The sequence below is a fragment of the Variovorax davisae genome (assembly GCF_030316845.1).
Classification (GTDB): Bacteria; Pseudomonadota; Gammaproteobacteria; order Burkholderiales; family Burkholderiaceae_C; genus Variovorax; species Variovorax davisae.
This window is the reverse complement of record NZ_JASZYS010000004.1, coordinates 81,133-105,311: the sequence shown is the minus strand read 5'-3', so window position 1 is coordinate 105,311 and position 24,179 is coordinate 81,133. Positions and strand designations below refer to the sequence as shown.

At 69.1% G+C, this 24,179-nt stretch carries 27 protein-coding genes and 1 riboswitch; of the genes, 11 read left to right on the top strand and 16 right to left on the bottom strand.

What is annotated here, in order from left to right; all coding sequences use genetic code 11:
- Positions 1–29: 29 nt before the first annotated feature.
- Positions 30–971 (top strand): PhoH family protein, encoded by a 942-nt coding sequence (locus QTI33_RS10875; protein WP_286505910.1) that lies wholly within the window; start codon positions 30–32, stop codon positions 969–971.
- A gap of 1 nt (position 972) precedes the next feature.
- Positions 973–1,425 (top strand): rRNA maturation RNase YbeY, encoded by a 453-nt coding sequence (ybeY, locus tag QTI33_RS10870; protein WP_286505908.1) that lies wholly within the window; start codon positions 973–975, stop codon positions 1,423–1,425.
- A gap of 74 nt (positions 1,426–1,499) precedes the next feature.
- Here the strand turns inward: ybeY and dtd are convergent, their stop codons facing one another.
- Positions 1,500–1,940 carry a D-aminoacyl-tRNA deacylase gene (gene dtd / locus QTI33_RS10865; protein WP_286505905.1) on the bottom strand — a complete coding sequence of 147 codons (441 nt, stop codon included), beginning with the start codon at positions 1,938–1,940 and terminating at the stop codon, positions 1,500–1,502.
- Positions 1,937–2,857: a cation diffusion facilitator family transporter gene (locus QTI33_RS10860; protein WP_286505904.1), complete on the bottom strand. Its 921-nt coding sequence runs from the start codon at positions 2,855–2,857 to the stop codon at positions 1,937–1,939. The genes dtd and QTI33_RS10860 overlap by 4 nt, the downstream gene beginning before the upstream one ends.
- Positions 2,858–2,992: 135 nt before the next feature.
- Here QTI33_RS10860 and QTI33_RS10855 point away from each other — a divergent pair, with 135 nt between their 5' ends.
- Both QTI33_RS10855 and QTI33_RS10850 read left to right on the top strand, forming a co-directional pair.
- On the top strand, positions 2,993–3,496 hold the full coding sequence (locus QTI33_RS10855) for a FecR family protein (protein ID WP_286505903.1): 504 nt from the start codon (positions 2,993–2,995) through the stop codon (positions 3,494–3,496).
- A complete protein-coding gene (locus tag QTI33_RS10850) occupies positions 3,493–4,104 on the top strand; it encodes an OmpA family protein (RefSeq protein WP_286505902.1) in 612 nt (203 codons plus the stop codon). Before QTI33_RS10855 ends, QTI33_RS10850 begins: the two co-directional genes overlap by 4 nt.
- A gap of 21 nt (positions 4,105–4,125) precedes the next feature.
- On the opposite strand, the gene tyrS is transcribed toward QTI33_RS10850, so the two are convergent.
- Positions 4,126–5,358 carry a tyrosine--tRNA ligase gene (tyrS, locus tag QTI33_RS10845; RefSeq protein WP_286505900.1) on the bottom strand — a complete coding sequence of 411 codons (1,233 nt, stop codon included), beginning with the start codon at positions 5,356–5,358 and terminating at the stop codon, positions 4,126–4,128.
- Positions 5,359–5,515: 157 nt separating this feature from the next.
- On the opposite strand from tyrS, the gene QTI33_RS10840 reads away from it, so the two are divergent.
- A complete protein-coding gene (locus tag QTI33_RS10840; RefSeq protein ID WP_286505898.1) occupies positions 5,516–6,868 on the top strand; it encodes a M23 family metallopeptidase in 1,353 nt (450 codons plus the stop codon).
- Positions 6,869–6,905: 37 nt separating this feature from the next.
- The gene (locus QTI33_RS10835; RefSeq protein WP_286505897.1) at positions 6,906–8,015 is read left to right on the top strand and encodes an anhydro-N-acetylmuramic acid kinase; all 1,110 of its coding nucleotides are present in this window, start codon (positions 6,906–6,908) and stop codon (positions 8,013–8,015) included.
- Here the strand turns inward: QTI33_RS10835 and mdtD are convergent, their stop codons facing one another.
- From mdtD to QTI33_RS10805, 6 genes are all read right to left on the bottom strand, one after another.
- Complete coding sequence (gene mdtD / locus QTI33_RS10830) at positions 8,016–9,434, bottom strand: multidrug transporter subunit MdtD (protein WP_286505896.1); 1,419 nt, start codon at positions 9,432–9,434, stop codon at positions 8,016–8,018.
- A gap of 76 nt (positions 9,435–9,510) precedes the next feature.
- Positions 9,511–9,882 carry an iron-sulfur cluster insertion protein ErpA gene (gene erpA, locus QTI33_RS10825; RefSeq protein ID WP_286370102.1) on the bottom strand — a complete coding sequence of 124 codons (372 nt, stop codon included), beginning with the start codon at positions 9,880–9,882 and terminating at the stop codon, positions 9,511–9,513.
- A gap of 115 nt (positions 9,883–9,997) precedes the next feature.
- Positions 9,998–10,390: a 30S ribosomal protein S9 gene (rpsI, locus tag QTI33_RS10820; protein WP_183027376.1), complete on the bottom strand. Its 393-nt coding sequence runs from the start codon at positions 10,388–10,390 to the stop codon at positions 9,998–10,000.
- Between the two features lie 12 nt (positions 10,391–10,402).
- On the bottom strand, positions 10,403–10,834 hold the full coding sequence (gene rplM, locus QTI33_RS10815; RefSeq protein WP_015867439.1) for a 50S ribosomal protein L13: 432 nt from the start codon (positions 10,832–10,834) through the stop codon (positions 10,403–10,405).
- Positions 10,835–11,020: 186 nt separating this feature from the next.
- The gene (locus tag QTI33_RS10810; RefSeq protein WP_286505894.1) at positions 11,021–12,295 is read right to left on the bottom strand and encodes a S1 family peptidase; all 1,275 of its coding nucleotides are present in this window, start codon (positions 12,293–12,295) and stop codon (positions 11,021–11,023) included.
- 12 nt (positions 12,296–12,307) lie between these two features.
- The gene (locus QTI33_RS10805; RefSeq protein WP_286505893.1) at positions 12,308–13,000 is read right to left on the bottom strand and encodes a hypothetical protein; all 693 of its coding nucleotides are present in this window, start codon (positions 12,998–13,000) and stop codon (positions 12,308–12,310) included.
- Positions 13,001–13,075: 75 nt separating this feature from the next.
- Here QTI33_RS10805 and QTI33_RS10800 point away from each other — a divergent pair, with 75 nt between their 5' ends.
- Positions 13,076–14,005 (top strand): 23S rRNA (adenine(2030)-N(6))-methyltransferase RlmJ, encoded by a 930-nt coding sequence (locus tag QTI33_RS10800; RefSeq protein ID WP_286505892.1) that lies wholly within the window; start codon positions 13,076–13,078, stop codon positions 14,003–14,005.
- Between the two features lie 5 nt (positions 14,006–14,010).
- Here the strand turns inward: QTI33_RS10800 and QTI33_RS10795 are convergent, their stop codons facing one another.
- From QTI33_RS10795 to ahcY, 4 genes are read right to left on the bottom strand one after another with little or no spacing between them, the layout of a single operon-like run.
- Positions 14,011–14,685, bottom strand: a complete 675-nt coding sequence (locus QTI33_RS10795; protein WP_286505891.1) for a septal ring lytic transglycosylase RlpA family protein — start codon at positions 14,683–14,685, stop codon at positions 14,011–14,013.
- Positions 14,682–15,515, bottom strand: coding sequence for a methylenetetrahydrofolate reductase [NAD(P)H] (gene metF, locus QTI33_RS10790; protein WP_286506325.1), 834 nt, complete (start codon positions 15,513–15,515; stop codon positions 14,682–14,684). Before metF ends, QTI33_RS10795 begins: the two co-directional genes overlap by 4 nt.
- The gene (locus tag QTI33_RS10785; protein WP_286505889.1) at positions 15,493–16,302 is read right to left on the bottom strand and encodes a TlyA family RNA methyltransferase; all 810 of its coding nucleotides are present in this window, start codon (positions 16,300–16,302) and stop codon (positions 15,493–15,495) included. The genes metF and QTI33_RS10785 overlap by 23 nt, the downstream gene beginning before the upstream one ends.
- 10 nt (positions 16,303–16,312) lie before the next feature.
- Positions 16,313–17,752, bottom strand: a complete 1,440-nt coding sequence (gene ahcY / locus QTI33_RS10780) for an adenosylhomocysteinase (RefSeq protein ID WP_286505888.1) — start codon at positions 17,750–17,752, stop codon at positions 16,313–16,315.
- A gap of 64 nt (positions 17,753–17,816) precedes the next feature.
- A riboswitch (S-adenosyl-L-homocysteine riboswitch) is annotated at positions 17,817–17,886 on the bottom strand.
- A 95-nt stretch (positions 17,887–17,981) separates the two neighbouring features.
- On the opposite strand from ahcY, the gene QTI33_RS10775 reads away from it, so the two are divergent.
- From QTI33_RS10775 to QTI33_RS10765, 3 genes are all read left to right on the top strand, one after another.
- Positions 17,982–18,626, top strand: coding sequence for a hypothetical protein (locus QTI33_RS10775; protein WP_286505887.1), 645 nt, complete (start codon positions 17,982–17,984; stop codon positions 18,624–18,626).
- 62 nt (positions 18,627–18,688) lie between these two features.
- The gene (locus QTI33_RS10770; protein WP_286505886.1) at positions 18,689–20,317 is read left to right on the top strand and encodes a peptide chain release factor 3; all 1,629 of its coding nucleotides are present in this window, start codon (positions 18,689–18,691) and stop codon (positions 20,315–20,317) included.
- Positions 20,317–21,105, top strand: a complete 789-nt coding sequence (locus QTI33_RS10765; protein ID WP_286505885.1) for an HAD-IIB family hydrolase — start codon at positions 20,317–20,319, stop codon at positions 21,103–21,105. Before QTI33_RS10770 ends, QTI33_RS10765 begins: the two co-directional genes overlap by 1 nt.
- On the opposite strand, the gene QTI33_RS10760 is transcribed toward QTI33_RS10765, so the two are convergent.
- Positions 21,092–21,949, bottom strand: coding sequence for a DUF4399 domain-containing protein (locus tag QTI33_RS10760; RefSeq protein WP_286505884.1), 858 nt, complete (start codon positions 21,947–21,949; stop codon positions 21,092–21,094). The genes QTI33_RS10765 and QTI33_RS10760 overlap by 14 nt on opposite strands.
- Before the next feature lie 87 nt (positions 21,950–22,036).
- Positions 22,037–22,255: a SlyX family protein gene (locus QTI33_RS10755; RefSeq protein ID WP_286505882.1), complete on the bottom strand. Its 219-nt coding sequence runs from the start codon at positions 22,253–22,255 to the stop codon at positions 22,037–22,039.
- Positions 22,256–22,303: 48 nt separating this feature from the next.
- Between QTI33_RS10755 and QTI33_RS10750 the strand changes: the two genes are divergently transcribed.
- Entirely contained in the window at positions 22,304–23,146 is an 843-nt protein-coding gene (locus QTI33_RS10750) for a GNAT family N-acetyltransferase (RefSeq protein WP_286505880.1), read from the top strand.
- A 7-nt stretch (positions 23,147–23,153) separates the two neighbouring features.
- On the opposite strand, the gene QTI33_RS10745 is transcribed toward QTI33_RS10750, so the two are convergent.
- Positions 23,154–24,110 (bottom strand): Bug family tripartite tricarboxylate transporter substrate binding protein, encoded by a 957-nt coding sequence (locus QTI33_RS10745; protein ID WP_286505878.1) that lies wholly within the window; start codon positions 24,108–24,110, stop codon positions 23,154–23,156.
- Positions 24,111–24,179: the final 69 nt, after the last annotated feature.

Genomic DNA, 24,179 nt, shown 5'->3' with positions numbered 1-24,179 from the left:
GCCCTTCTCGCTTTTGAAATGAAACTCGCGTGATTCTGCGACACACCTTCGCCCCGCCCAACAACACGCGCCTGGGCCACCTCTGCGGCCCGCTCGACGCGCACCTGCGGCGCATCGAGGAAGCGCTCGATGTCAAGATCGCGCACCGCCACGAGCAGTTCAAGATCGACGGCCCCAAGGCCAACGCGCAGCGCGCCATGGAGGTGCTGCAGGCGCTCTACGAGATCGCCCAGCGCGTGATCGATCCGGCCGTGGTGCAACTCACGCTGGCCAGCGACAGTTCGATGGACGAGGAGGAAGCCCCGGTGCTCGCCACCCGGCGCCCCGACCTGCGCGCCCGCACCCCGACCCAGGCGCTCTACCTCGAGAACATCGCCAATCACGACATCACGCTCGGCATCGGCCCCGCCGGCACCGGCAAGACCTACCTGGCGGTGGCCTGCGCGGTCGACGCGCTCGAGCGCAGCGCGGTGCAGCGCATCGTGCTGACCCGGCCCGCGGTCGAGGCCGGCGAGCGGCTCGGCTTCCTGCCCGGCGACCTGACGCAGAAGGTCGACCCCTACCTGCGGCCGCTGTACGACGCCCTCTACGACCTGATGGGCTTCGACCGCGTGCAGAAGGCCTTCGAACGCAATGCGCTCGAGATCGCGCCGCTGGCCTTCATGCGCGGGCGCACCCTCAACAACGCCTTCGTGATCCTCGACGAGGCGCAGAACACCACGGTCGAGCAGATGAAGATGTTCCTGACCCGGATCGGCTTCGGCGCCAAGGCGGTGGTCACCGGCGACGTCAGCCAGATCGACCTGCCGAAGACCCAGCCCAGCGGGCTGATCGACGCCGAACGCGTGCTCAAGCGGGTCAACGGCATCGCGATCACGCGCTTCACCAGCGCCGACGTGGTGCGCCATCCGCTGGTGGCGCGGATCGTCGACGCCTACGACAACGCGCGCAAGCGCACGGCAGCGCACTGACATGGCACTCCCGGACCTGTCGCTGTCGCTTCAGTTCGCCCGCTTCGAGGGCGTCGAGCGCCATCGCGCCGCCCTGCCGCGGCACAGCGTCGCGCGCTGGATCCGCCATGCGCTCGATGCCGACGGCGAGATCACGGTGCGGATCGTCGATGCCGACGAAGGCCAGCAACTGAACCGCGAGTTCCGCCACAAGGACTACGCCACCAACGTGCTGACCTTCGACTATGCGCAGGCGCCGATGGTGATGGCCGACCTGGTGCTGTGCGCGCCGGTGGTGGCCCGGGAGGCGAAGGAGCAGCGCAAGACGCTGGCCGCGCACTATGCCCACCTGCTGGTCCACGGCACGCTGCATGCGCAGGGCTGGGACCACGAGACCGGCGAGGCCGACGCCGAGGAAATGGAGGCGCGCGAGATCGAGATCCTCGCGGGCCTCGGCATCCGCAACCCTTACTGAGAACTTGCGGGACAGACCAAGAAATTGCGCAGCAATTTTTGCTCTGTCCTCAACTGATCAGATCCGCGAATCGATCAAACCATCTGCAGCGGTATTGTCACCGGCCCGTCGTTCACCAGGTGCACCTGCATGTCGGCGCCGAATTCACCGGTCGCCACCACCGGATGCGCAGCGCGCGCCCGGGCCACGAAGTGTTCGTAGAGCCGCCGCCCCTCGTCGGGCGCCGCGGCCTGCGTGAAGCTCGGCCGGTTGCCGCCGCTGACGTCGGCCGCCAGCGTGAACTGGCTCACCACCAGCAGGCCGCCGCCGACGTCCTGCACGCTGCGGTTCATCTTGCCGGCGTCGTCCGAGAAGATGCGCAGTTTCAGGATCTTCGCCAGCAGCCGGTCGGCCACCGCCTCGGTGTCGCCGCGCTCGGCGCACAGCAGCACCAGCAGCCCCGCATCGATCGCGCCCACGGTGTGCCCGGCGATCTCGACCCGCGCGCGGCCGACGCGCTGCAGCAGCGCCTTCACAGCGCCTCGACCCTTGGCGTGGCCCGCGCCTCCATGCCCAGCGGCAGCAGCTGGATGGTCACGCGCAGGCCGGGCAGCGCGTCGATCAGCGCCTTCTCCAGGCCGTCGCGCAGGCCGGCGGCGCGCTCCAGCGACCAGGCTCCGGGCACGTGCATGTGGAGGTCGGCGAACCGCCGCTGGCCGGCCCGGCGGGTGACGATGTCGTCGAAGCGCAGCTGCGCGCCCTCGGGCACGCCGGCCGCGAAACGCGCCAAGGTGGTTTGCAGCACGGCCAGCGACTCGGGCTCGATCGCCTCGTCCATCAGGCCCTGCGAGGAGCGCCAGACCAGCGACAGACCTTCGCGCACGATGTTCAGCGCCACGCCGATCGCCAGCACCGGGTCGAGCCAGAGCCAGCCGGTCAGATGCACCGCCACGATGCCGACCACCACCGCCGCCGAAGTCCAGACATCGGTGACCAGGTGGCGGGCATCGGATTCGAGCGCGATCGAGCGATGCACGCGCGCGGCCTTGAACATCACGAAGGCCAGCCAGCCGTTGAAGGCCGAGCTGAGGATCGACAGCCCCAGCCCCCAGCCGAGCTGCTCCAGCGGCTGCGGCGAGAGCAGCCGCAGCACCGCCACCCAGATGATGGCGATCGCCGCGCCGATGATCAGGATCCCTTCGAAGCCCGACGAGAAGTACTCGGCCTTGTGATGGCCGTACGGATGCTCGTCGTCCGCCGGCCGGGCCCCCACCGTGACCATCGCCAGCGCGAAGGTCGCGCTCGCCAGGTTCACGAACGATTCCATGGCGTCGGAAATCAGCCCCATGGAGTTGGTGACGTAGCCCGCCGCGCCCTTCAGCACGATCGTGACCAGGGCGACCACGATCGAGACGCGCAGCAACTGGGCAGGAGTGAGTGAAGCGAATTTCAAAGGATGAAAAGTAGTGGCAGTGCAAAGTGCGGACAAAGGCGCAATGGCCGAGCCGGTCGTGCCGGCGGATTATCGGGGTCCGTCCGCCCCTCGCGTACCATCGGCCGCAACGCCCAGAATCGTTGCGGAGGTCCATTGAACAAGAAATCAAACCAGGTCCTGCGGGGCCTCGTCCTCGCCCTGGCCGCCGTCGGCGCCCAGCTGAATGCCGGCATCGCCCTCGCGGCCGAGACGTCCAAGCCCTCGGCGGCCGAGGAACGCGCCGGCATCGTCAAATCGGTGCGCGGCGATGTCCAGCTGCTCAGCGGCAGCGCCAAGGCGCGGGCCGCGATGGCCGGCGACACCATGGCGCCGATCGACCGCCTGCAGACCGGCGCCGACTCCGGCGCCAGCGTGGTGCTGCGCGACGGCACGACCCTGGTGGTCGGCCCTTCCTCCAGGCTGGACCTCAAGCAGTTCCACTTCGACTCGACCACCCAGGACGGCGGCATGGTGGTCTCGCTGCTGCGCGGCACCTTGCGCATGGTCACCGGCCTGATCGGCAAGACCCATCCCGATGCGGTGCGCGTCGAAACCCAAAGCGCGGTCATCGGCATTCGGGGCACCGACTTCATCGTCGAGACGGATTCGCAGCCGTGACGGGGCGCGCTCTCTGCCTGCCCGCCACGCTCCTGGCATCCGCCCTGCTCGCCGCCTGCGCCGCGCCGCCGGCCACCCGCGTCGTGCTGCTGCCCCAGGCCGACGGCAAGCCGTCCGCCGTGGTGGTCAGCACCGAGGACGGCGAGGAAACGCTGTCGCAGCCCTTCGAACGGGCCACGGCCAAGCTGGGCGCCCACGGAGCGCCGAAGGTCGACAAGGCCGACCCCGAGCGCGTCAAGCAGCAGAACAAGACGCTGTTCGACCTGATGCCGCCGCCCGCCCAAAGCTTCACCGTCTATTTCGAAGCCGGCGGCACCGTGCTCACGGCCGCCTCGCAGGTCCGCATGAACGAGGCCCTGGCAGCGGCCCTGGCGCGCAGCGGCGGCGAGATCGTGGTCACGGGCCACACCGACACGGTCGGCTCGCAGACCCGCAACGACAACCTGTCGCTCACCCGCGCGCTGGAAATCCGGCAGCTCTTCGTCGCCCGGGATTTCCCGCCCAGCCGGATCGAGGCCGTGGGCCGCGGCGAGCGCGACCTGGCGGTGCGCACGGCCGACGAGGTCGCCGAGCCGCGCAACCGCCGCGTGACCATTGAAGTCAGGTAGCCCCGCAGGGGGCCGGGCGGCTCAGCTCAGCGTGACCTTGGCGAACTTGCGCTTGCCGACCTGGACGACGTAGCTGCCCGCGGGCAGCTTCAGTGCCTTGTCGCTGACCACCGCCGAGTCGACCCGGACCCCGCCGCCGTCGATCAGGCGGTTGCCTTCGGAGGTCGAGGGCGCCAGGCCGGCCTGCTTGAGCAGCTGGGCGATGCCCAGCGGGGCGCCGCTCAATGCGACTTCCGGGATCTCGTCGGGCACGCCGCCCTTGCTACGGTGGATGAAGTCCTGCTCGGCCGCCTCGGCCGCCGCGGCGCTGTGGAAGCGCGCGGTGATCTCCTTGGCCAGCGCGACCTTGGCGTCCTTCGGGTTGCGCCCGGCCTCGACCTCGGCCTTGAGGGCCGCGATCTCGGCCAGCGACTTGAAGCTCAACAGGGTGTACCAGCGCCACATCAAGGTGTCGGAGATCGACAGCACCTTGGCGAACATGGTGTTCGGCGCCTCGCTGATGCCGATGTAGTTGTTCTTGCTCTTCGACATCTTCTCGACGCCGTCGAGCCCTTCCAGCAGCGGCATAGTGAGTATGCACTGCGGCTCCTGGCCGTATTCCTGTTGAAGATGCCGGCCGACGAGCAGGTTGAACTTCTGGTCGGTGCCGCCGAGCTCGAGGTCGGACTTGAGCGCCACCGAGTCGTAGCCCTGCATCAGCGGGTAGAGGAACTCGTGCACCGAGATCGATTGCCCGGCCTTGAAGCGCTTGCTGAAGTCGTCGCGCTCCATCATCCGCGCCACCGTGTACTTGGCCGCCAACTGGATCATCCCGCGGGCGCCGAGCGGATCGCTCCACTCGGAGTTGTAACGGATCTCGGTTTTCGAGGGGTCCAGTACGAGGCTGGCCTGTTTGTAGTAGGTTTGCGCGTTGGCCTCGATCTGCTCGCGGGTCAGGGGCGGCCGGGTGCTGTTGCGCCCGGACGGATCGCCGATGGTGGTGGTGAAGTCGCCGATCAGGAAGATCACCGTATGGCCCAGGTCCTGCAGCTGGCGCATCTTGTTGAGCACCACCGTGTGGCCGATGTGGATGTCCGGCGCGGTCGGGTCCAGGCCCAGCTTGATGCGCAGCGGCGCCCCGGTCGCCTCGGAACGCTGGAGCTTGCGCACCCACTCGTCCTGGGGGAGCAGCTCGTCAGTCCCACGGAGTGAAATTTCGAGGGCCTGTCCTACAACTTCGGACAGACTTGTGGATGTAACAAAACCGGGGTTCATGGGGCTCTTTGGCTGTTTTCTCTATGGCCGAAGCTATACTCAGCCCGACTTTTCCAAGCGCCGGATTCTAAGCGGCGCTGTGAACGCACCGTCCTGCCGCCCGTCCGACACGGCCCTCGCAGTACGGATTTGCAGAACCTGAGCTGGAATTCGAAGTTTGATCAACGGCATTCTTGCCGCCGAGGAGCTGATTGCTTCGCGCGTGGCTCACACCTTCCGGACGTACCCGAAGCAGATCACGGCTGCGATCGCCGCGTTGCTGCTGTCCGCCGGTGGCGGTGCCTTCGCCGTCGCCTCGCTGGGCCCCGATGCGGCCGAGATCCCCGTCAAGCAAGTGTTCGAGGCCGTCGCACCGTCCGCCTCCTTTGCCGACCAGATCGAAGCGCTGGACGCCCACAGCTTCACGCTCTTCCGCACCGAAATCACGCGCTCGAGCGACACCGCCGAGGCCCTGCTGCAGCGCCTCGGCCTGGCCGATCCGGCGGCGGCCGCCTTCGTGCGCGGCAACGCCGACGCCCGAGCCGCGCTGCTGAGCCGACCTGGCCGCACCGTGACCGCCGAGGCGACCCAGGAAAACGCCCTGAAGAAGCTCAGCGCCCGCTGGATGCCCGATGGCGACGGCGGCTTCAAGCGCCTGGTGGTCGAGAAGACCCCGACCGGTTTCCGCGCCCGCACCGAAACCGACGCCCTGACGCCCGGCACCCGGCTCGCCAGCGGCGTCGTGCGGACCTCGCTGTTCGCCGCCACCGACGACGCCCGCATTCCCGATCCGGTCGCCAGCCAGCTGGCCGACATCTTCTCGGGCGACGTCGATTTCCGCTCGCTGCGCAAGGGCGACCGCTTCGCCGTGGTCTACGAGACACTCGACGCCGACGGCCAGACGCTGCGCACCGGCCGGGTGCTGTCGGCCGAGTTCGAGAGCAACGGCAAGCTCTACCAGGCACTCTGGTACCAGGAGCCAGGCCAGAAGGGCGGCTACTACCGCCCCAACGGCGACAGCCTGCGGCGTGCCTACCTGAGCTCGCCGGTCGAATTCTCGCGCGTGACCAGCGGCTTCGCGATGCGCCTGCACCCGATCCTGAACAGCTGGCGCCAGCACCACGGCATCGACTTCGCCGCCCCCACCGGCACCCCGGTGCGCGCGGTCGGCGACGGCACGGTCGAGTTCGCCGGCACCCAGAACGGCTACGGCAACATCGTCATCCTGAAGCATCACAACAATCAGGAAACCGCCTACGCCCACCTGAGCCGGGTCGACGTCAAGGTCGGCCAGAGCGTCAGCCAGAGCCAGACGCTCGGCGCCGTCGGCTCCACCGGCTGGGCCACCGGTCCGCACCTGCATTTCGAGTTCCGGGTCAATGGCGAGTACCACGACCCGGCCACGATCGCCCAGCAGGACGGCGGCGCGCCCATCACCGCGGCCAACCGCGCCGCCTTCGAGCGGCTGGCGCTCGCCACGCGCACCGAGCTGTCGGCGGCCTTCTCGGTCGTCCAGGCCAGCGCCGACTGACGGCCGGCCGCGCGGCCTCGTCCCCGCCTGACCGCCCATGGCTGACTTTTTCATCGGCCTGATGTCGGGCACTTCGCTGGACGGGGTGGACGGCGTCCTGGCGGATCTCTCGGACGGCGGCATCACCGTCCAGGGCTATGCGACGGCCCCCTTCCCCGTGACGCTGCGGGCCGAGCTGATGGCGCTCAATAGCCCCGGCAGCAACGAACTGCACCGGGCCGCCCTGGCCGGCAACGGCCTGGCCCGGGTCTACGCGCAGGTGGTGCAGCAACTGCTGGACGACTCCGGCCTGGCGGTCGACGCCATTGCCGCCATCGGCGCCCACGGCCAGACCGTCCGCCACCGCCCGGGCGAGTTCGACGAGGTCGGCTACACGCTGCAGATCAACAATCCGTCGCTGCTGGCCGAGCTCACCGGCATCCGGGTGGTGGCCGACTTCCGCAGCCGCGACCTGGCGGCAGGCGGCCAGGGGGCGCCCCTGGTGCCGGGCTTCCACCGCGCCCTGTTCGCCCGCCCCGACCAGGCGGTGGCGGTGCTGAACATCGGCGGCATCGCCAACCTGAGCCTGCTGCCGGCCGGCGCCGGCACCGTGCTGGGCTTCGATTGCGGCCCCGGCAACGCGCTGATCGACCATTGGTGCCAGACCCACATCGGCCAGCCCTACGACGCCGGCGGCCAGTGGGCCGCCAGCGGCCGGGTGCTGCCGGAACTGCTGGCCCGGCTCCTGGCCGAGCCCTATTTCGCCAAGCAGCCGCCGAAGAGCACCGGGCGCGACCTGTTCCATCCGAACTGGCTGGCCTCGCACCTGGGCACCTCCGAGGCGAAGCCGTCCGACGTGCAGGCGACCCTGACCGAGCTCACCGCGAGCAGCTGCGCGGCCCATCTGCTGCGCCACGGCGCCGACAGCCGGACCCTGATCGTCTGCGGCGGCGGCGCGCTGAACCAGCATCTGCTGGCCCGGCTGCGCGCCTTGCTGCCCGCGGTCGAGGTGGTGTCGTCCGCCGAGCGCGGCTTGCCGCCGCAGGAGGTCGAGGCCGCGGCCTTCGCCTGGCTGGCGCGCGCCACCCTGCACGGTGAAGCCGGCAACCTCGCCAGCGTCACCGGCGCCCGCGGCCCGCGGGTGCTGGGGAGCCTTTACCCCGCCTGATCAGCCCTGGCCCGAGACCTCGGGCTGGGCCGGCTGCACCGCCCGGGCTTCGGGCGGCAGGTGCCAGAAGATCAAGGCCGAAGCCAGCGTGACCAGCCCCATGCTGGCGAAGGTGGCCTCGAAGGCATGCAGGGTGGCCAGCGGCGTCGTGCTGCCGAACACCTCGGTGTAGCCGCCCAGCACCGCGCTGGCGGCGGCCACGCCCATGCTCATCGCCAGCATCTGGACCATCGACAGCAGCGTGTTGCCGCTGCTGGCCATGCTGCCGTCCAGGTCCTTGAGCGTGATCGTGTTCATCGCCGTGAACTGCAGCGAATTGACGGCGCCGAACACGAGCAGCTGCACGATCTGCAGCGCAGCCGGCTGGTCCGGCGTGGCCAGCCCGAAACTGGCCATCGTCAGGCCCACCAGCGCGGTGTTGACCACCAGCACCCGGCGATAGCCGTAACGCAGGATCAGCGGCGTGGCGAAGCGCTTCATCGCCATCCCGGCGAGCGCGATCGGCAGCATCATGAGCCCGGCCTTCAGCGGCGAATAGTTCATCGACACCTGCAGCAGCAGCGGCACCAGGAAGGGCATGCAGCCGCTGCCCAGGCGCGAGAACAGATTGCCCAGCAGCCCGATGCTCAGGGTCGGGATGCCGAACAGCGCCGGCTCGAACAGCGGGTCGGACCGCCGCTGCGCGTGCAGCCAGTAGGCCGTGATGCTGGCGAAGCCGAAGATCATCAGCACCACCACGCCGACGCCGTGCAGCCCGAGGCCCGACACGCCGTCGATCGCCAGCGAGACCGCCACCATGCCGAAGGCCAGCATCGCATAGCCCACGCCGTCGAAGCGCCGCTGCAGCGCGGCCCGCAGGTCGGGCATGAAATAGAGCGTGGCGATGCAGCCGGCCAGGCCCACCGGCACGTTGATGAGGAAGATCCAGTGCCAGGAGGCGTACTGCACCAGCCAGCCACCCAGGGTCGGCCCCATCAGCGGGCCGATGAGGCCCGGGATGGCGACGAAGCTCATCGCCGCCAGGAACTCGGCCCGCGGCACCGAGCGCAGCAGCGCCAGCCGGCCGACCGGCAGCAGCAGCGCCCCGCCCATGCCCTGCACCACCCGCGCCGCGACCAGCTGGCCGATGCCGCGCGACAGGGCGCACAGCACCGAGCCGATCACGAACAGCACGATGGCCGAGAAGAAGACCCGCCGGGTGCCGAAGCGGTCGGCGATCCACCCCGAGGCGGGGATCAGCATCGCCATCGTGAGCGCATAGGCCACCACCACCGACTGCATCCGCAGCGGGCTCTCGCCGAGGCTGGCGGCCATCGCCGGCAGCGCGGTGTTGATGATGGTGGCGTCCAGCGTCTGCATGAAGAAGCCGACGGCCACCAGCCACAGCAAGCTCTTGCGAGGGGATTCGGGGGAAGTCATCGGTCGGGAGAAGGAGAGCGGGCAGCAAAAAGCCGCCCGAAGGCGGCTTTTTCAGGGGCGGCGATGCGCCGGCACCTCAGGCCGAGAAGCTCGAGCCGCAGCCGCAGGTGCTGGTCGCGTTCGGGTTCTTGATCACGAACTGGGCGCCCTGCAGGTCTTCCTTGTAGTCGATCTCGGCGCCGACCAGGTACTGGTAGCTCATGGCGTCGATCAGCAGCGAGACACCGTTCTTGGTCATGGTGGTGTCGTCTTCGTTGGTGATCTCGTCGAAGGTGAAGCCGTACTGGAAGCCCGAGCAGCCGCCACCCTGCACGAACACGCGCAGCTTGAGGTCGGGATTGCCTTCTTCGGCGATCAGGTCGGCGACCTTGGCGGCCGCGCTGTCGGTGAAGACGATCGGCTCGGGCATCATGGCCGGGGTCTGGATGGTTTCTGCAACGGCGCTCATTGTGAGGGGACTCCTGTGGGGCCGAATGTGCGGCCGATCGACGAATGCTACTTCAACCAACAAAAAACCGCCCGAAGGCGGTTTCTTGACATTGCGAGCGGTAAGCCCAAGCGCCTTAGCGCTTGGAGAACTGCTTGCGGCGGCGTGCGGAATGCAGACCGACCTTTTTACGCTCGACTTCACGCGCGTCGCGCGTCACGAAGCCAGCCTGGCTCAGCACCGGCTTGAGCGTCGCGTCGTAGTCGATCAGCGCGCGGGTGATGCCGTGGCGCGCCGCGCCGGCCTGACCCGATTCACCGCCGCCGGCGACGTTGATCATGATGTCGAAGGTTTCGACGTTGTTCGTCAGGAACAGCGGCTGCTTCGCGATCATGATGGAGGTTTCCCGGCCGAAATAAGCCTGGATGTCCTTGCCATTGACCGTGATCTTGCCGGTGCCCTTCTTGATGAACACGCGGGCGACGCTGGATTTGCGACGGCCGGTGCCATTGTTCCATTCACCAATCATTCTCAAGGCTCCTTACAGTTCCAGCACTTTGGGCTGTTGGGCGGTATGCGGGTGCTCTGCACCACCGTACACCTTGAGTTTCTTGATCATCGCGTAGCCGAGCGGGCCCTTGGGCAGCATGCCCTTGACGGCCTTTTCCAGGGCGCGGCCCGGGTGCTTGGCTTGCATGTCGCGGAAGTTCGTCGCGGTGATACCGCCCGGGTAGCCCGAGTGACGGTAGTACACCTTGTCGATCGGCTTGGCGCCGGTGACGCGCAGCTGGGCTGCGTTGATGATGACGATGAAGTCACCGGTGTCGACGTGAGGCGTGTAAATGGCCTTGTGTTTGCCGCGCAAACGGAGAGCAACTTCGCTGGCTACTCGTCCGAGGACCTTGTCGGTCGCGTCAATCACAAACCACTCGTGCGTCACGTCAGCGGGCTTGGCGCTGAACGTTTTGGTCATGAGTTTTCTCTTCTGAAGAGGGTTTGGCGGGCCCTTTTCCACGGTCGGCGTTCCTCTGGCGGGAATCTCTTAGGTGGGTAGCTGGTTCCCGCGCAAGCGGGTTCCTGACTTCGCCGCGGGGCCACTAAAGCGCTGCGAAGCCCTCCATTATATGAAGAATCGAGCCCCGGAGGCAAATCGGGGGGGTCAGGCGCCCTGCCTCAGCACCCGTACCAGCTCCAGCGATTCGTTCGAACTGTTCGCGTTGGCACGCCGGTGCTCGGCCTCGAAACGGACCACTCGCCCCAGGCTGGCGGCATACCATGCCGTGGCAATGAAGCGCGTCCCGACGGCGGACGACCCGGTTCCCCACGAGGCGTAGATCCAGCCCGTGTAGGCGATCTCGAGCGCTTTCACTTCGGTGCCGTCGATGCGCAGCGTCCGTTCGCCGATGACCGTGGCATCGAGTTCGTGCCGCCACTTGTCGCCGGTCGCCGCCACGTAGTCCATGTGCCAGCGCATGCCGGGCTTGACGTCCTTGCGCCCCCAGCCGCCCGGCGGCGACGATGCATCGAACATGCCGCCGACCGGCGAAGTGACCGACACCACCCGGCCATCGGCCTGTTCGATGCGGCCGCCCATGTTGAAGATCCACTCGTCGCCGGTGATGCGGTCCAGCCGGTAGATGACCGGCGACCGGTTGCCCGTCAGCCGGTCGACCCGCACGTATTCGAGCCCGTCGCCGGGCCGCAACGCATCGCCGAGGCCTGGCGCGCCCGCAGGGGCCCGCCCCGCCGCCGGGGCGGACGCCGCGCTGCCTTCCACGACGCGCGGGCGCTGCGCCAGGGCGGCCTGGGCCCGGGCCGGGATCTCGGCCAGGAAATCGGCCGGCACCGCCGAGCCACCCGCCCCTTCGGCGCCGGGCGCCGTGAGGCCGAGCAGTCGGCCTTCGCTGTCGAACAGGCCGCCGCCGGCCGAGCCCGCGGCCAGCACCACGGTCGTCTGCAACAGGCGCTCGTCGCCCTCGTCGCCTCCGCGCAGCCCCGTGAGCATGCCCTCGCCGAGGGTGTTCTCGACCCCCCGCGGGCTGCCGATCGCATAGACCTTCTGCCCGACGCGCGCCGAGCCCGCCGGCGCGACCGCGACCGGCGCCGCGCGGAAGTTCGCCACCTGGATCTGGCACAGGTCGCGCTCGACGTCCGGATGCTCGAGCGTGGCACCGTAGGTGACGTTGTCCTGCCGGATCACGACGCTGGCCGCCTTGGCCAGCACGCGGCAGCGGGTCACCAGCCGGCCCGGCGCCACCACCACGGCGCTGCCGGTGCGCAGCGGACGCTCCTGGGCGTCGAAGGTGCGGACGGTCCAGACGGAGGGCGACAGCCTGGCGAACAGCGCGTCCGGCTCCAGTGCCGCCGCGGGGCCTGCGGCGAGGGCCGGGCAGGCGCCGGCCAGAACGATGCGGAAGATCTTCGTGAAGTTCATGGCCGTCCTCACTCACTTCCGGGCTGGCAGCAGGGCATTGAGGTCGTCCAGCGAGACCCGCGACGGGGAGGACGCGGCGGTCGCCACGGCCGGCTGCGCGGGCGCCGCGGCGACGGGCGGCGTGGCAGGCGCGAGTGCCGCGGGCGGCGGTCGGACGCCCTCGGCCGGCTCGGCCTTGCGCTGCGCCACCGGGGCGTCGCCCGCAGGCTTCGATGCGGCGGCCAGCCGGGTGGCGCCCTGCACCACGCCGGCGACCGGCTGGTCGCCCTGCTGGGTGCTGCGGTCGTAGCTGCGCTCCTCGCCGAACACGAGCCGCATCCAGCTGGGGTAGTTGTAGCCGGCGCCGCTGCCGACATCGATGGCGGCGCCGATCACGCCGCCGACCACGATGTTGCCGACCATCCCGGCATTGACGCGCGACACCGCCTGGCCGGTCGCCGGCGGCAGCCCGGCCTGGGTGCATTCGACCCGGAGATTGGCGCCGGAACGGCGCACCAGCACGCTCTGGCCGGACTGCGTGAGTGCATCGCCCTTGTCGTTCGACAGCCGGCACTCGGCGCCCTCGACGGTCTTGCCGTCCGGCGTCAGGGTTTCGACCTTGAGCGACTGGGTGGTACCGTGCGTGACCGACGCACAGCCGGTCAGAATAGAGAGGACGCCCGCGCATGCGCACAGGCCCCAGAATCGCCATCCAGCTCCTCGCATCCTCGCTCCTTGTAATTTAATGTTACAGCGCGAGAGTCTAGCGACCTCCAGATCATCTTCCAGGCACTATTCCTCATGTTCAGTTACCGCCACGCCTTCCATGCCGGCAACCACGCCGACGTGCTCAAGCACACGGTCCTGATTGCCACGCTCGAACACCTGCTCGAGAAGGAGACCGCCCTCACGGTGGTCGACACCCACGCCGGCGCCGGCCTCTACCGGCTCGACGGCGACTACGCCGGCACCAGCGGCGAGGCCGCCGACGGCGTGCTGCGACTGATCGGCGGCGGCGCCAGGCCGACGCCCCCGAAGGGCGCCAAGGCCGCCGAACCCGAAGCCCCCCTGGCCGACGCCCTCGCCCGCTACCTCGCGGTGGTGGGCGACTTCAATCCCAAGGGCGGCGCCAAGATCTACCCGGGCTCGCCCTTCATCGTCCATCACCTGCTGCGCGAGCACGACAAGCTCAAGCTGTTCGAACTGCATCCGACCGATGCCCGGACGCTCGACGCCAACATCGCCCAACTCGAGGCCGGCCGCCAGATCGCGGTGCTGCGCGACGATGGCTTCGGCAGTGCCACCAAGTTCCTGCCGCCGCCGTCTCGGCGCGCGCTGGTGCTGTGCGACCCCAGCTACGAGATCAAGAGCGACTACGCCCGCGTGCTCGACTTCGTGGGCGAGGCGCTCAAGCGCTTCGCCACCGGCACCTACGCCGTCTGGTATCCGATCATTCCGCGGCCCGAAGCGCACGACCTGCCGCGCCGCCTCAAGACGATGGCCACCAAGGCCGGCAAGTCCTGGCTGCACGCCACGCTGACGGTCAAGTCGAGCAAGATCACGACCGACGCGACCGGCGCCACGCACCGTCCGGGCCTGCCGGCCAGCGGCATGTTCCTGATCAATCCGCCCTACACGCTGAAACCGCTGCTGGCGGCGGCCCTGCCGCAGATGGCCGAGCGGCTGGCGCAGGACCGCAACGCGACCCACTCGCTCGACAGCGGCGGCTGAGGCCGTCAGCGGCGCTTGCGCGTCGGCAGGATCTTGCGGGCCGGCTTCGGCGCCGGCTCCGGCGCCGCCTGGGCCGGCGTCTCGGCGGCGCCGACTTCCGTGCCGCCGCAGCGGTCGGTGTCCTTGTCGGCGATCGACAGCGCCACCGTCTTGATGCCCATGCCGAGCATCCCGATCTCTTCGGCCGCGGCCCGGCTGAGGTCGATGATGCGGCCCGAGGCGTAGGGACCGCGGTCGTTGATGCGCACCAGCACCTCGCGGCCGTTGACCAGGCTGCGCACGCAGACGCGGGTGTTGAACGGCAGCGTCTTGTGCGCCGCCGTGAAGGCCGTCATGTCGAAGCGTTCGCCGCTGGCGGTCTTGCGCTGGTGGAACTGGATGCCGTACCAGGACGCGCCGCCGCGCTCGAAGATCTCGCGCCCGCCCTCGTCGCCCGGGATGCCGTCGTCGGGACCGAGCTCACCGGCGCCCGACACGGCCAGGTCGTAGCGCACCGACGGCACGGCGGAGCGTGGCGGTGCGCCGGGCGGCAAGGCCGGCTGCTTGGCCAGCGGCCGCAGGCGGAACGGGGCGCCGCCGGCCTCGTCGCCCGGCGCGGTGGGCTGCAGCGAACAGCCGGCCAGCAGCCCGGCCGCAAGCAACGCCGTCGACAGCGTCGCAATGCGGCGGCGCAAACTCATTCAGTCCAGCCCAGGCGCTGCAGCACGCCGAGCGTGGCCACCGACTGGTTCATGGTGTAGAAGTGCAGCGCCGGCGCGCCACCGGCGCACAGCCGCTCGCACAGGGCCGTGACGACGTCGAGGCCGAAGGCCTTGATCGACGCCGTGTCGTCGCCGAAGCTCTGCAGCCGCAGCCGGATCCAGCGCGGAATCTCGGCGCCGCAGGCGTCCGAGAAGCGCATCAGCTGGGTCGAGCTGGTGATCGGCATGATGCCCGGCACGATCGGCGTGTCGAGCCCGAGCGCACGCGCGTCGTCGACGAAGCGCCAGTAGGCCTCGGGGCTGAAGAAGTACTGCGTGATGGCCGAGTCGGCGCCGGCGCGCACCTTGGCCGCGAAGGCCTGCAGGTCGGCCTCCGGCGAACGGGCCTGCGGATGGACCTCGGGATAGCAGGCCACCTCGATGTGGAAGTCGCGGCCGGTCTCCTCGCGGATGAAGGCCACCAGGTCGCTCGCATAGAGGAACTCGCCGCCCACGCCATAGCCGCTCGGCAGGTCGCCGCGCAGCGCGACCAGGCGATTCACGCCCATCGCCTTGAGCTCGCCCAGCTGCGCGCGCACCGTGGCCTTGGTCGCGCCGATGCACGAGAAATGGCAGGCCGCGGCCACGCCTTCGGCCAGGATCTCGCGCACCGCGCCGAAGGTGCCGTCGTGGGTCGAGCCGCCGGCGCCGTAGGTCACGGAGCAGAACTCGGGCGACTGGGCGTAGAGCTGCTGGCGCACCGCGCGCAGCTTGACCGCGCCCTCGGGCGTCTTGGTCGGAAAGAACTCAAAGCTCAGCGGAAGGCGCACGGCCGGCTCCTGGTTGGCCGTCCGCATGAACAGCATGGATGAAGAATTCGTGGTTGCCGTCGCCGCCCTCGATCGGGCTGTCGAACCAACGCACCACACGCAGGCCGAGCGCCGCGCAGCAGTCGCGCAGGCGCTGCTCGACCAGCGCGTAGAGCGCCGGGTCGCGCACGATGCCGCCCTTGCCGACCTGGCCCGGCTGCAGCTCGAACTGCGGCTTGACCAGCATCAGCAGGTCGCCATCGGGCGCCAGCAGCGGCACCAGCGCGGGCAGCACCAGCGTCTGCGAGATGAAGGACAGGTCGCCGACGATCAGGCCGAAGCCTTCGTCGGCGGCCGTGCCTTCTTCGGATTCGTCGGCCCAGGCCTCGGCCGTCAAGGTGCGGGCATTGACGCCCTCGACCGCGGTCACGCGCGCATCCTCGCGGATGCGGGCATGCAGCTGGCCATGGCCGACATCGACGCCGACCACATGCGCAGCGCCCCGCTGCAGCAGGCAGTCGGTGAAGCCCCCGGTCGACTGGCCGACGTCGAGGCAATGCAGGCCGGCCGGGTCGATGCCGGTGGCGGCCAGGGCGCCTTCCAGCTTGAGGCCGCCGCGCGAGACGTAGCGGGCCTCGGCGGCATCGAGCAGTTCGAGCTCGGCCGCTTCGGGGATTTCGTCGCGGTTCTTGCCCACGACGCGCCAGTCGGCGCCATCACGCCAGCGCAGGCCGCCGGCGATCAGGCGAACCGCCTGCGAGCGCGAAGCGGCCAGGCCGCGTTCGACGAGCAACTGATCGGCACGCAAGGCGTGGCGCTCAATAACGGTAGGTGTCCGGCTTGTACGGGCCGTTCTTGTCGACGCCGATGTAGGCGGCCTGGGTGTCGGTCAGCGTGGTCAGCATGGCGCCGACCTTCTTCAGGTGCAGGCGCGCGACCTTCTCGTCCAGGTGCTTGGGCAGCACGTAGACCTTGCCGGCCTGGTAGGCGTCGGGCTTGGTGAAGAGCTCGATCTGGGCGATGGTCTGGTTCGCGAACGAGGACGACATCACGAAGCTCGGGTGGCCCGTGCCGCAGCCCAGGTTCACGAGGCGGCCCTTGGCCAGCAGGATGATCTTCTTGCCGTCGGGGAAGGTGATGTGGTCCACCTGCGGCTTGATCTCTTCCCACTCGTACTTCTCGATCGAGGCGACGTCGATCTCGTTGTCGAAATGGCCGATGTTGCAGACGATCGCCTGGTCCTTCATGGCGGCCATGTGCTCGTGGCGGATCACGTCGCGGTTGCCGGTGGTGGTGACGAAGATGTCGGCCTTGTCGGCGGCGTATTCCATCGTGACGACCTTGTAGCCTTCCATTGCGGCCTGCAGGGCGTTGATCGGGTCGATCTCGGTCACCCAGACCTGGGCGCTCAGGGCGCGCAGGGCCTGGGCCGAGCCCTTGCCGACGTCGCCGTAGCCGGCCACGCAGGCGACCTTGCCGGCGATCATCACGTCGGTGGCGCGCTTGATGCCGTCGACCAGCGATTCGCGGCAGCCGTACAGGTTGTCGAACTTGCTCTTGGTGACCGAGTCGTTGACGTTGATGGCGCGGAACTGCAGCGTGCCCTTGGCCGACATCTCGTTCAGGCGGTGCACGCCGGTGGTTGTTTCTTCGGTCACGCCGATGATCTGGGCCGACTTGCGGGTGTACCAGGTGGCATCGACCGCCAGCTTGGCCTTGATGGCGGCGAACAGGATGCGCTCCTCTTCGCTGGTCGGGTTGGCCAGCACGCCGAGGTCCTTCTCGGCCTTCTGGCCCAGGTGCATCAGCATGGTGGCGTCGCCGCCGTCGTCGAGGATCATGTTCGGGCCTTCGTCCTTCGAGCCCTTGGGGCCGAATTCGAAGATCGCGTGGGTGTAGTCCCAGTAGTCGGTCAGCGACTCGCCCTTGATCGCGAACACCGGCGTGCCGGCGGCGGCGATGGCGGCGGCGGCGTGGTCCTGGGTCGAGAAGATGTTGCACGAGGCCCAGCGCACGGTGGCGCCCAGGGCCTGCAGCGTCTCGATCAGCACGGCGGTCTGGATCGTCATGTGCAGCGATCCGGTGATGCGCGCGCCCTTGAGCGCCTGGCCCTTGGCGAATTCCTCGCGGATCGCCATCAGGCCGGGCATCTCGGTTTCGGCGATGCGGATTTCCTTGCGGCCCCAGGCGGCCAGGGACAGGTCGGCGATGGCCTGGTCGGCGGTCGAGACGGGGGTGGGTTTGAGAACAGCGCTCATTGTGGGCTCCAAAGCGGGTTTGACAGTGGCCACTGCATTCGGGGAACGGACTCACCGCGAGAACAGCGGGTGAGCGTGGTTGCGATGATGGTCCGAGCCTCACGCCTGACGGCGCTGCAACGCTCCTCGGAACGGCGCATTTTAACGCCAGCCGCCGGCCCGCCGCCAGCAGGGGCCGCCAGATCGGCCTAGACTGCGTTCCCCCACCACTGCCGCACGGAAATCCGCCATGTCCAAAGCCAGCGTTCTCGCCCTTTCACTTGCAGCAGCTGCAGCGGCCGTTCTGTCCGCCGCAGCCTGGGCGCAAGGGGGCGCGGCCCAGCCCCCGGTGCGCGTGCGCGGCGTGATCGCCCATGTCGACGCCACCTCGCTGACCGTCAAGGACCGCAGCGGCGAGGTCGTCACGATGGTGCGTCCACCCGACATGCGGGTGGTCGAGGTGCTGCCGGTCACGCTGGACGCGATCAAACCCAACAGCTTCGTCGGCGCCGGCTCGCTGCCCCAGCCCGACGGCACCCAGCGCGCGGTCGAGGTGCTGGTCTTTCCGGAGGCCATGCGCGGCACCGGCGAGGGGTTCCGGCCCTGGGACTACATGCCCAACGGCACCATGACCAACGCCACCGTCTCGGCCCTCGCCGCCGCGCCGGCCTCGGTGCCGGGCGGGCGCAAGCTGGTGCTGCGCTACAAGGACGGCGAAAAGACCGTGATCGTCCCGCGCGGCACGCCCATCGTCACCTTCAAGCCGGCCCAGGACGACCAGCAGGCGCTGGTGGTGCAAGGCGCCAAAGTCGTCGTCACGGCGCAGTTGAAGGACGGCAAGCCCACGGCCTCCAGCATGCTGGTCGGCCGCCACGGCTTCACGCCGCCGATGTGAACGGTAAAATCGTGGGTTTTGCCTCCAGCAGCCCGCGCCCGTGAGCGCGCACCGCGTTCACCATGACCTTCGCCTCCGAAACCAAACGCCGTCGCACCTTTGCGATCATTTCCCACCCGGACGCCGGCAAGACCACGCTGACCGAGAAGCTGCTGCTGTTCTCCGGCGCAATCCAGATCGCCGGCTCGGTCAAGGCCCGCAAGGCCTCGCGCCATGCCACTTCCGACTGGATGGAGATCGAGAAGCAGCGCGGCATCTCGGTGGCCTCGTCGGTGATGCAGATGGTCTACCGCGACCATGTCATCAACCTGCTCGACACGCCCGGCCACAAGGACTTCTCTGAAGACACCTACCGGGTGCTGACGGCGGTCGACTCGGCGCTGATGGTGATCGACGCCGCCAACGGCGTCGAAGCCCAGACCCGCCGGCTGATCGAGGTCTGCCGCCAGCGCGACACGCCCATCATCACCTTCGTCAACAAGATGGACCGCGAGGTGCGCGAGCCGCTCGAATTGCTCGACGAGATCGAGCGCGAGCTCGGCATGCCCTGCGTGCCGATGACCTGGCCGGTGGGCCAGGGCAAGAGCTTCGGCGGCATCATCAACCTGCGCACGCAGGCGATGACGGTGTTCGAGTCGGGCCAGGAAAAGCTGCCGCAGGACTTCGAGACCATTCCCCTGACCGACCGCGACGCGCTCCAGAAGCGCTTCGGCCGCGAATTCGACCACGCGATGGAGAGCATGGAACTGGCCACCGGCGCCTCGCCGAGCTGGGACCGCGAGGCCTTCCTCGCGGGCAAGCTGACGCCGGTGTTCTTCGGCTCGGGCGTCAACAACTTCGGCGTCATGGAAGTGCTCGATGCGCTGGTCGACCTGGCGCCGCAGCCGCAGTCGCGCACCAGCACCACGATCGTCAACCGCCAGCCGGTGGTCAAGGAGATCCAGCCCGAGGACAAGGACTTCGCCGGCGTGGTCTTCAAGGTGCAGGCCAACATGGACGCCAACCACCGCGACCGCATCGCCTTCGTGCGCATGGCCTCCGGACGCTACTCGCCGGGCATGAAGCTGCGCGTGCAGCGCACCGCCAAGGAGCTGCGCCCGACCAGCGTCGTGACCTTCATGAGCCAGCGCCGCGAGGCGGTCGAAGAGGCCTATGCCGGCGACATCGTCGGCTTCACGACCCACGGCGGCGTGCAGCTGGGCGACACCATCACCGACGGCGCCTCGCTGCAGTTCACCGGCCTGCCCTTCTTCGCGCCCGAACTGTTCATGACGGTGATCCTCCGCAACCCGCTGCGCACCAAGCAGCTGCAGCAGGGCCTGGCGCAGCTGGGCGAAGAAGGCGCGATCCAGGTGTTCCGCCCCGAGGTCGGCGGCCCGATGCTGCTGGGCGCGGTCGGGCAGCTGCAGTTCGAAGTGGTGCAGCACCGGCTCAAGACCGAGTACGACGCCGACATCCGGCTCGAGGGCTGCCAGTACACGGGCGCGCGCTGGATCACGGCCGACACGCCGGCCGAACTGCGCGCCTTCGTCGATGCCTATCCGCAGCGCATGGCGCTCGACGCCGCCAACACGCTGGCCTACCTGTGCACCTCGCCCTACGACGTGCGGCTGGCGCAGGAGCGCTTTCCGAAGATCCACTTCCATCCGCTGCGCGAGCACGCCGGCCTGGCGCTGCAGACCGCCTCCTGATGACGCCCCTCCGCGAGTGGCCGCTGGCGGCTCGGCGCGCACTGGTCGGCGTCTTCACCGACATCGACGACACGCTGACCACCGACGGCGCGATCAGCGCCGACGCGCTGGCGGCGCTGGCCGACCTGCGCGCAGCCGGCCTGCACCGGGTGGCGATCACCGGCCGCCCGGTGGGCTGGAGCGAACCCTTCGTGGCCGTCTGGCCGGTGGATGCGATCGTGGCCGAGAACGGCGCCGTCGCGCTGCTGCCGCTGCCCGGCGGCGGGCTCGAGAAGCGCTACCAGCAGGACGCGCCCACGCGCCAACGCAACTTCGCCCGCATGCAGGCCGTGCTCGAGCGCATCGAGCGCGAAATCCCGGGTGCCCGGCGCGCCACCGACTCGGCCGGCCGCGAATGCGACATCGCGATCGACCACAGCGAGTTCACGCAGCTCGGCGATGCCCAGATCGCCGCCGTGGTGGCGCTGATGCAGAGCGAGGGCATGCACGCGACCGTCAGCAGCATCCACGTCAACGGCTGGTACGGCGGCCACAACAAGCTCGAAGGCGCGCGCTGGATCGTGCGCGAGCTCTGGGGCCGCCGGCTCGACGACGAGATGCCGCGCTGGGCCTACGTCGGCGATTCGACCAATGACGCGCTGATGTTCGAGCACTTCGACAACAGCATCGGCGTCGCCAACGTCCGCCGCTTCGAGGCCGCGCTGTCCCACCTGCCGCGCTACGTCGCCAGCCAGGAGCGCGGCGCCGGCTTCGCCGAAGCGGCGGCCGCGGTGCTCAGGGCACGGTGAAGGCGACCGGCTTGGCCCGTGCGACCACGCTGCCGGCCGCGGTGTTGCTGATCAGTTCGAGCCGCGCGTTGTAGCTGCCCTTGGGCGGATTGAGCCACAGCTCGGTCTGCCCGCCCTCCAGCTCGATCGCCTCGGCCTTCTGCCCCGGGCGTTCGAGCACCAGCCGGAAGTGCCCGGTCTCGGGCACCTTGGGAGCGGCGTTCGAGACATTCAGGCCGCTGGCATGGAACTGCACCCGCAGCGGCAACTGCACCGTGCTGCGGTCGGCGGGGCTCAGCAGCTCGATGTGCGGCGCCCCCAGCAGGCTGGCCGCCGTGACGCCCTTGTTCTGCTTGCTGACCGTGAACCTGAGCGGCTTGCTGTAGACGAAATACGGGATGTGCCCCTGGTCGGCCAGCACCAGCCGCATCGTGTAGCTGCCCGGCGGCAGGTCGACCACGGTCTCCATCTGGCCCTTGCCGAAGTGGATGTAGTGCTCGGTGAAGGGCAGCGGCTTGGTGAAATCGAGCGGCAGCGGCTGATTGATCAGCAGGTGGTGATGGCCGGCCGAGCCCGCGGTCTTGCCGGCCGGCACGATGCCCCGCATCGAGAGTCCGAAGCGGGCGACGAAGGGCGCTTCCATCGTCGCGCCGTCCTTCAGGTTGCTGAAGTAGGCCTCGGGCGACCAGTTCGGCGGCGGCACCACCCAGGGATGGGCCACGAGGTCGGTGCCGTCGGCCGACGGCGCCGCGGCAGCGGCTGGCGCATCGGCGGCCTGGGCAGCGACGCCAGCGGCCGCCAGCATCAGGGCGGCCATCGCCGCAGCTTCGATCGCCCGCCGTCCCCGGCGCTCTGGTTGCCGCATGCTTACTCCTTAAGTGTTGGTGTGATTGTGTATCAATGAGTAGCAAACGGTGAGCGCGCAGGCACGACCGAAGCGTGAAAAAGGTCTTCAGTAGTGCGGCGGCAACTCGTCGCGCAGGTTCCGGGCGCCGCCGGTGCCGCCATCGGGGCTTTGCTGCCGCAGCAGCGCCACCTGCCGCAACAGGCTGTCGATCTGTTCCTGCTGCCGGTAGATCGTCAGGTTGAGCTGGTCCAGCAGGTCTTCGGTGAAGCTCGCCTTGATCTCGAGTTCGGTCAGGCGGCGGTGCGCGTCTTGCGAGGTGTCCATGGCGCTATTGGACAGGAAGCCGGCGCAGCGCCGGTCCAGAATGCGGAAATGGACCTGACGATTCGATCTCTCGACCTCGCCGAGATGCCGCTCGTGATCGAGATGGCGGCCCGCGAGGGCTGGAATCCCGGCCTGCACGATGGCGCCTCATTTCATGCCGCGGACCTCGGCGGCTTCCTGGTCGCCGAGCACGGCCGGGAAGCGATCGGCTGCATCGGCGCGGTCTCGTACGCGGGTCGCTTCGGCTTCATCGGCCTCTACATCGTCGCGCCGGCCTGGCGCGGCAAGGGCGTCGGGCTGCGGCTGTGGCGTGCGGGCATGGCGCGGTTGGCCGGCCACGTGGTGGGACTGGATGGCGTTCCGGCCCAGCAGGACAACTATCGCCGCAGCGGTTTCGCCCTGGCCTGGAACAACGCCCGCTTTGCCGGCGTTGCCCGAGGGGGCGGCACCGCGCCCTCACAGATCGTTCCGCTGGCCACTGTCGAGGCCAGCTCGCTGGCGGCCGACGATCGCCGCGTGTTCCCGGCGCCGCGCGACGCCTTTCTGCGCGCCTGGGTCGCCATGCCAGACGCGACCGGCCTGGCCTGGCTCCAGGACGGACGGCTCGCCGGCTGGGGGCTGATCCGGCGCTGTCGCGAAGGCCACAAGGTTGCGCCGCTGCTGGCCGACGATCCGCAGGTGGCGCGCGCGCTGTTCGCCGCCTTGTGTGCGGCGGTGCCGGCCGGCGACGCGGTGTCCATCGACGTCCCGCTGCCGAACGCAGACGCGGTGGCGATGGCGCGGGCCGAAGGGATGCGCAGCGTCTTCGAGACCGCCCGCATGTACGCCGGCGCCGCGCCGCCCTGCGAGCTGCAGCGCGTTTACGGGCTCACGAGCTTCGAGCTCGGGTAGCCCCCGCTCACTGCGGCTTGGCCAGCCCCAGCTTCTCGATCAGGGCCTTCTCGCGGGTGAAGGTGGTCTGCGCGAACTTCCCGTAGTCGGCCGAGCTCATGTAGATCGGCAGCATGTCGTAGCGGCCGAGCGCGGCCACGTAGCTGGGCTCTTCCATGGCCTGCTTGAAGGCGTCGTGCAGCTTCTTCACGATCTCGGGCGGCGTGCCCTTGGGCGCGCCGATGCCGAAGGGCGAGTTCTGCACGATGTCGAGCCCCAGCTCCTTCAGGGTCGGCGCGTCGGGGAACTTGGCCAGCCGCTTCTCGCCCCAGGTGTTCAGCACGCGCAGCTTGCCCGATTCGACCAGCGGCGCGAAGCCGGTCGAATCGGCGATCGCCATCAGGTGGTTGCCGAGCACCGCCTGCGACAGGTCGGCGCTGCCCTTGTAGGGCACGTGCTGCAGCTGGATGCCGAGCTGCTGGGCGATCAGCTCGGTCGTGAGGTGCGGGCTGGTGAGGTTGCCGGTCGAGCCGTAGGTGAGCTTGCCGGGATTGGCCTTGGCATAGGCGACGAAGTCGTTCCAGGTCTTGAACGGGCTGTCGGCCGGCACCGCGATGCCGAAGGCGTAGCCGGTGACGTTGATGACGTAGCTGATGTCCTTGACCGGGTCCCAGTTGATCTTGGTCGTGTAGGGCAGGCGGAACACGCCGAGCGGGATCTGGCCGATGGTGTAGCCGTCGGCCGGCGCGGTCTGCAGCGCCTGCGCCGGCAGCGTGCCGCCGGCGCCCGGCTTGTTGTCGACCACGATCGGCTGGCCGAGGATCTTGGAGGCGTTGTCGGCCAGCTGCCGCATCGTGATGTCGGTCGGGCCGCCGGCGGGGAAGGCGATGACCAGCTTGATCGGACGGGTCGGGAAGGTCTGCGCGTGGACGGCCGTGGCGACGACGCCGAGCAGCGCGGCACACAGGAGGGAACGACGAAACATGGGGCAACTCCGCAACGGATTCGAAAGGCCGCATTGGGCCGCAGGGACATTCGCGCGGCAAGCGGGTAT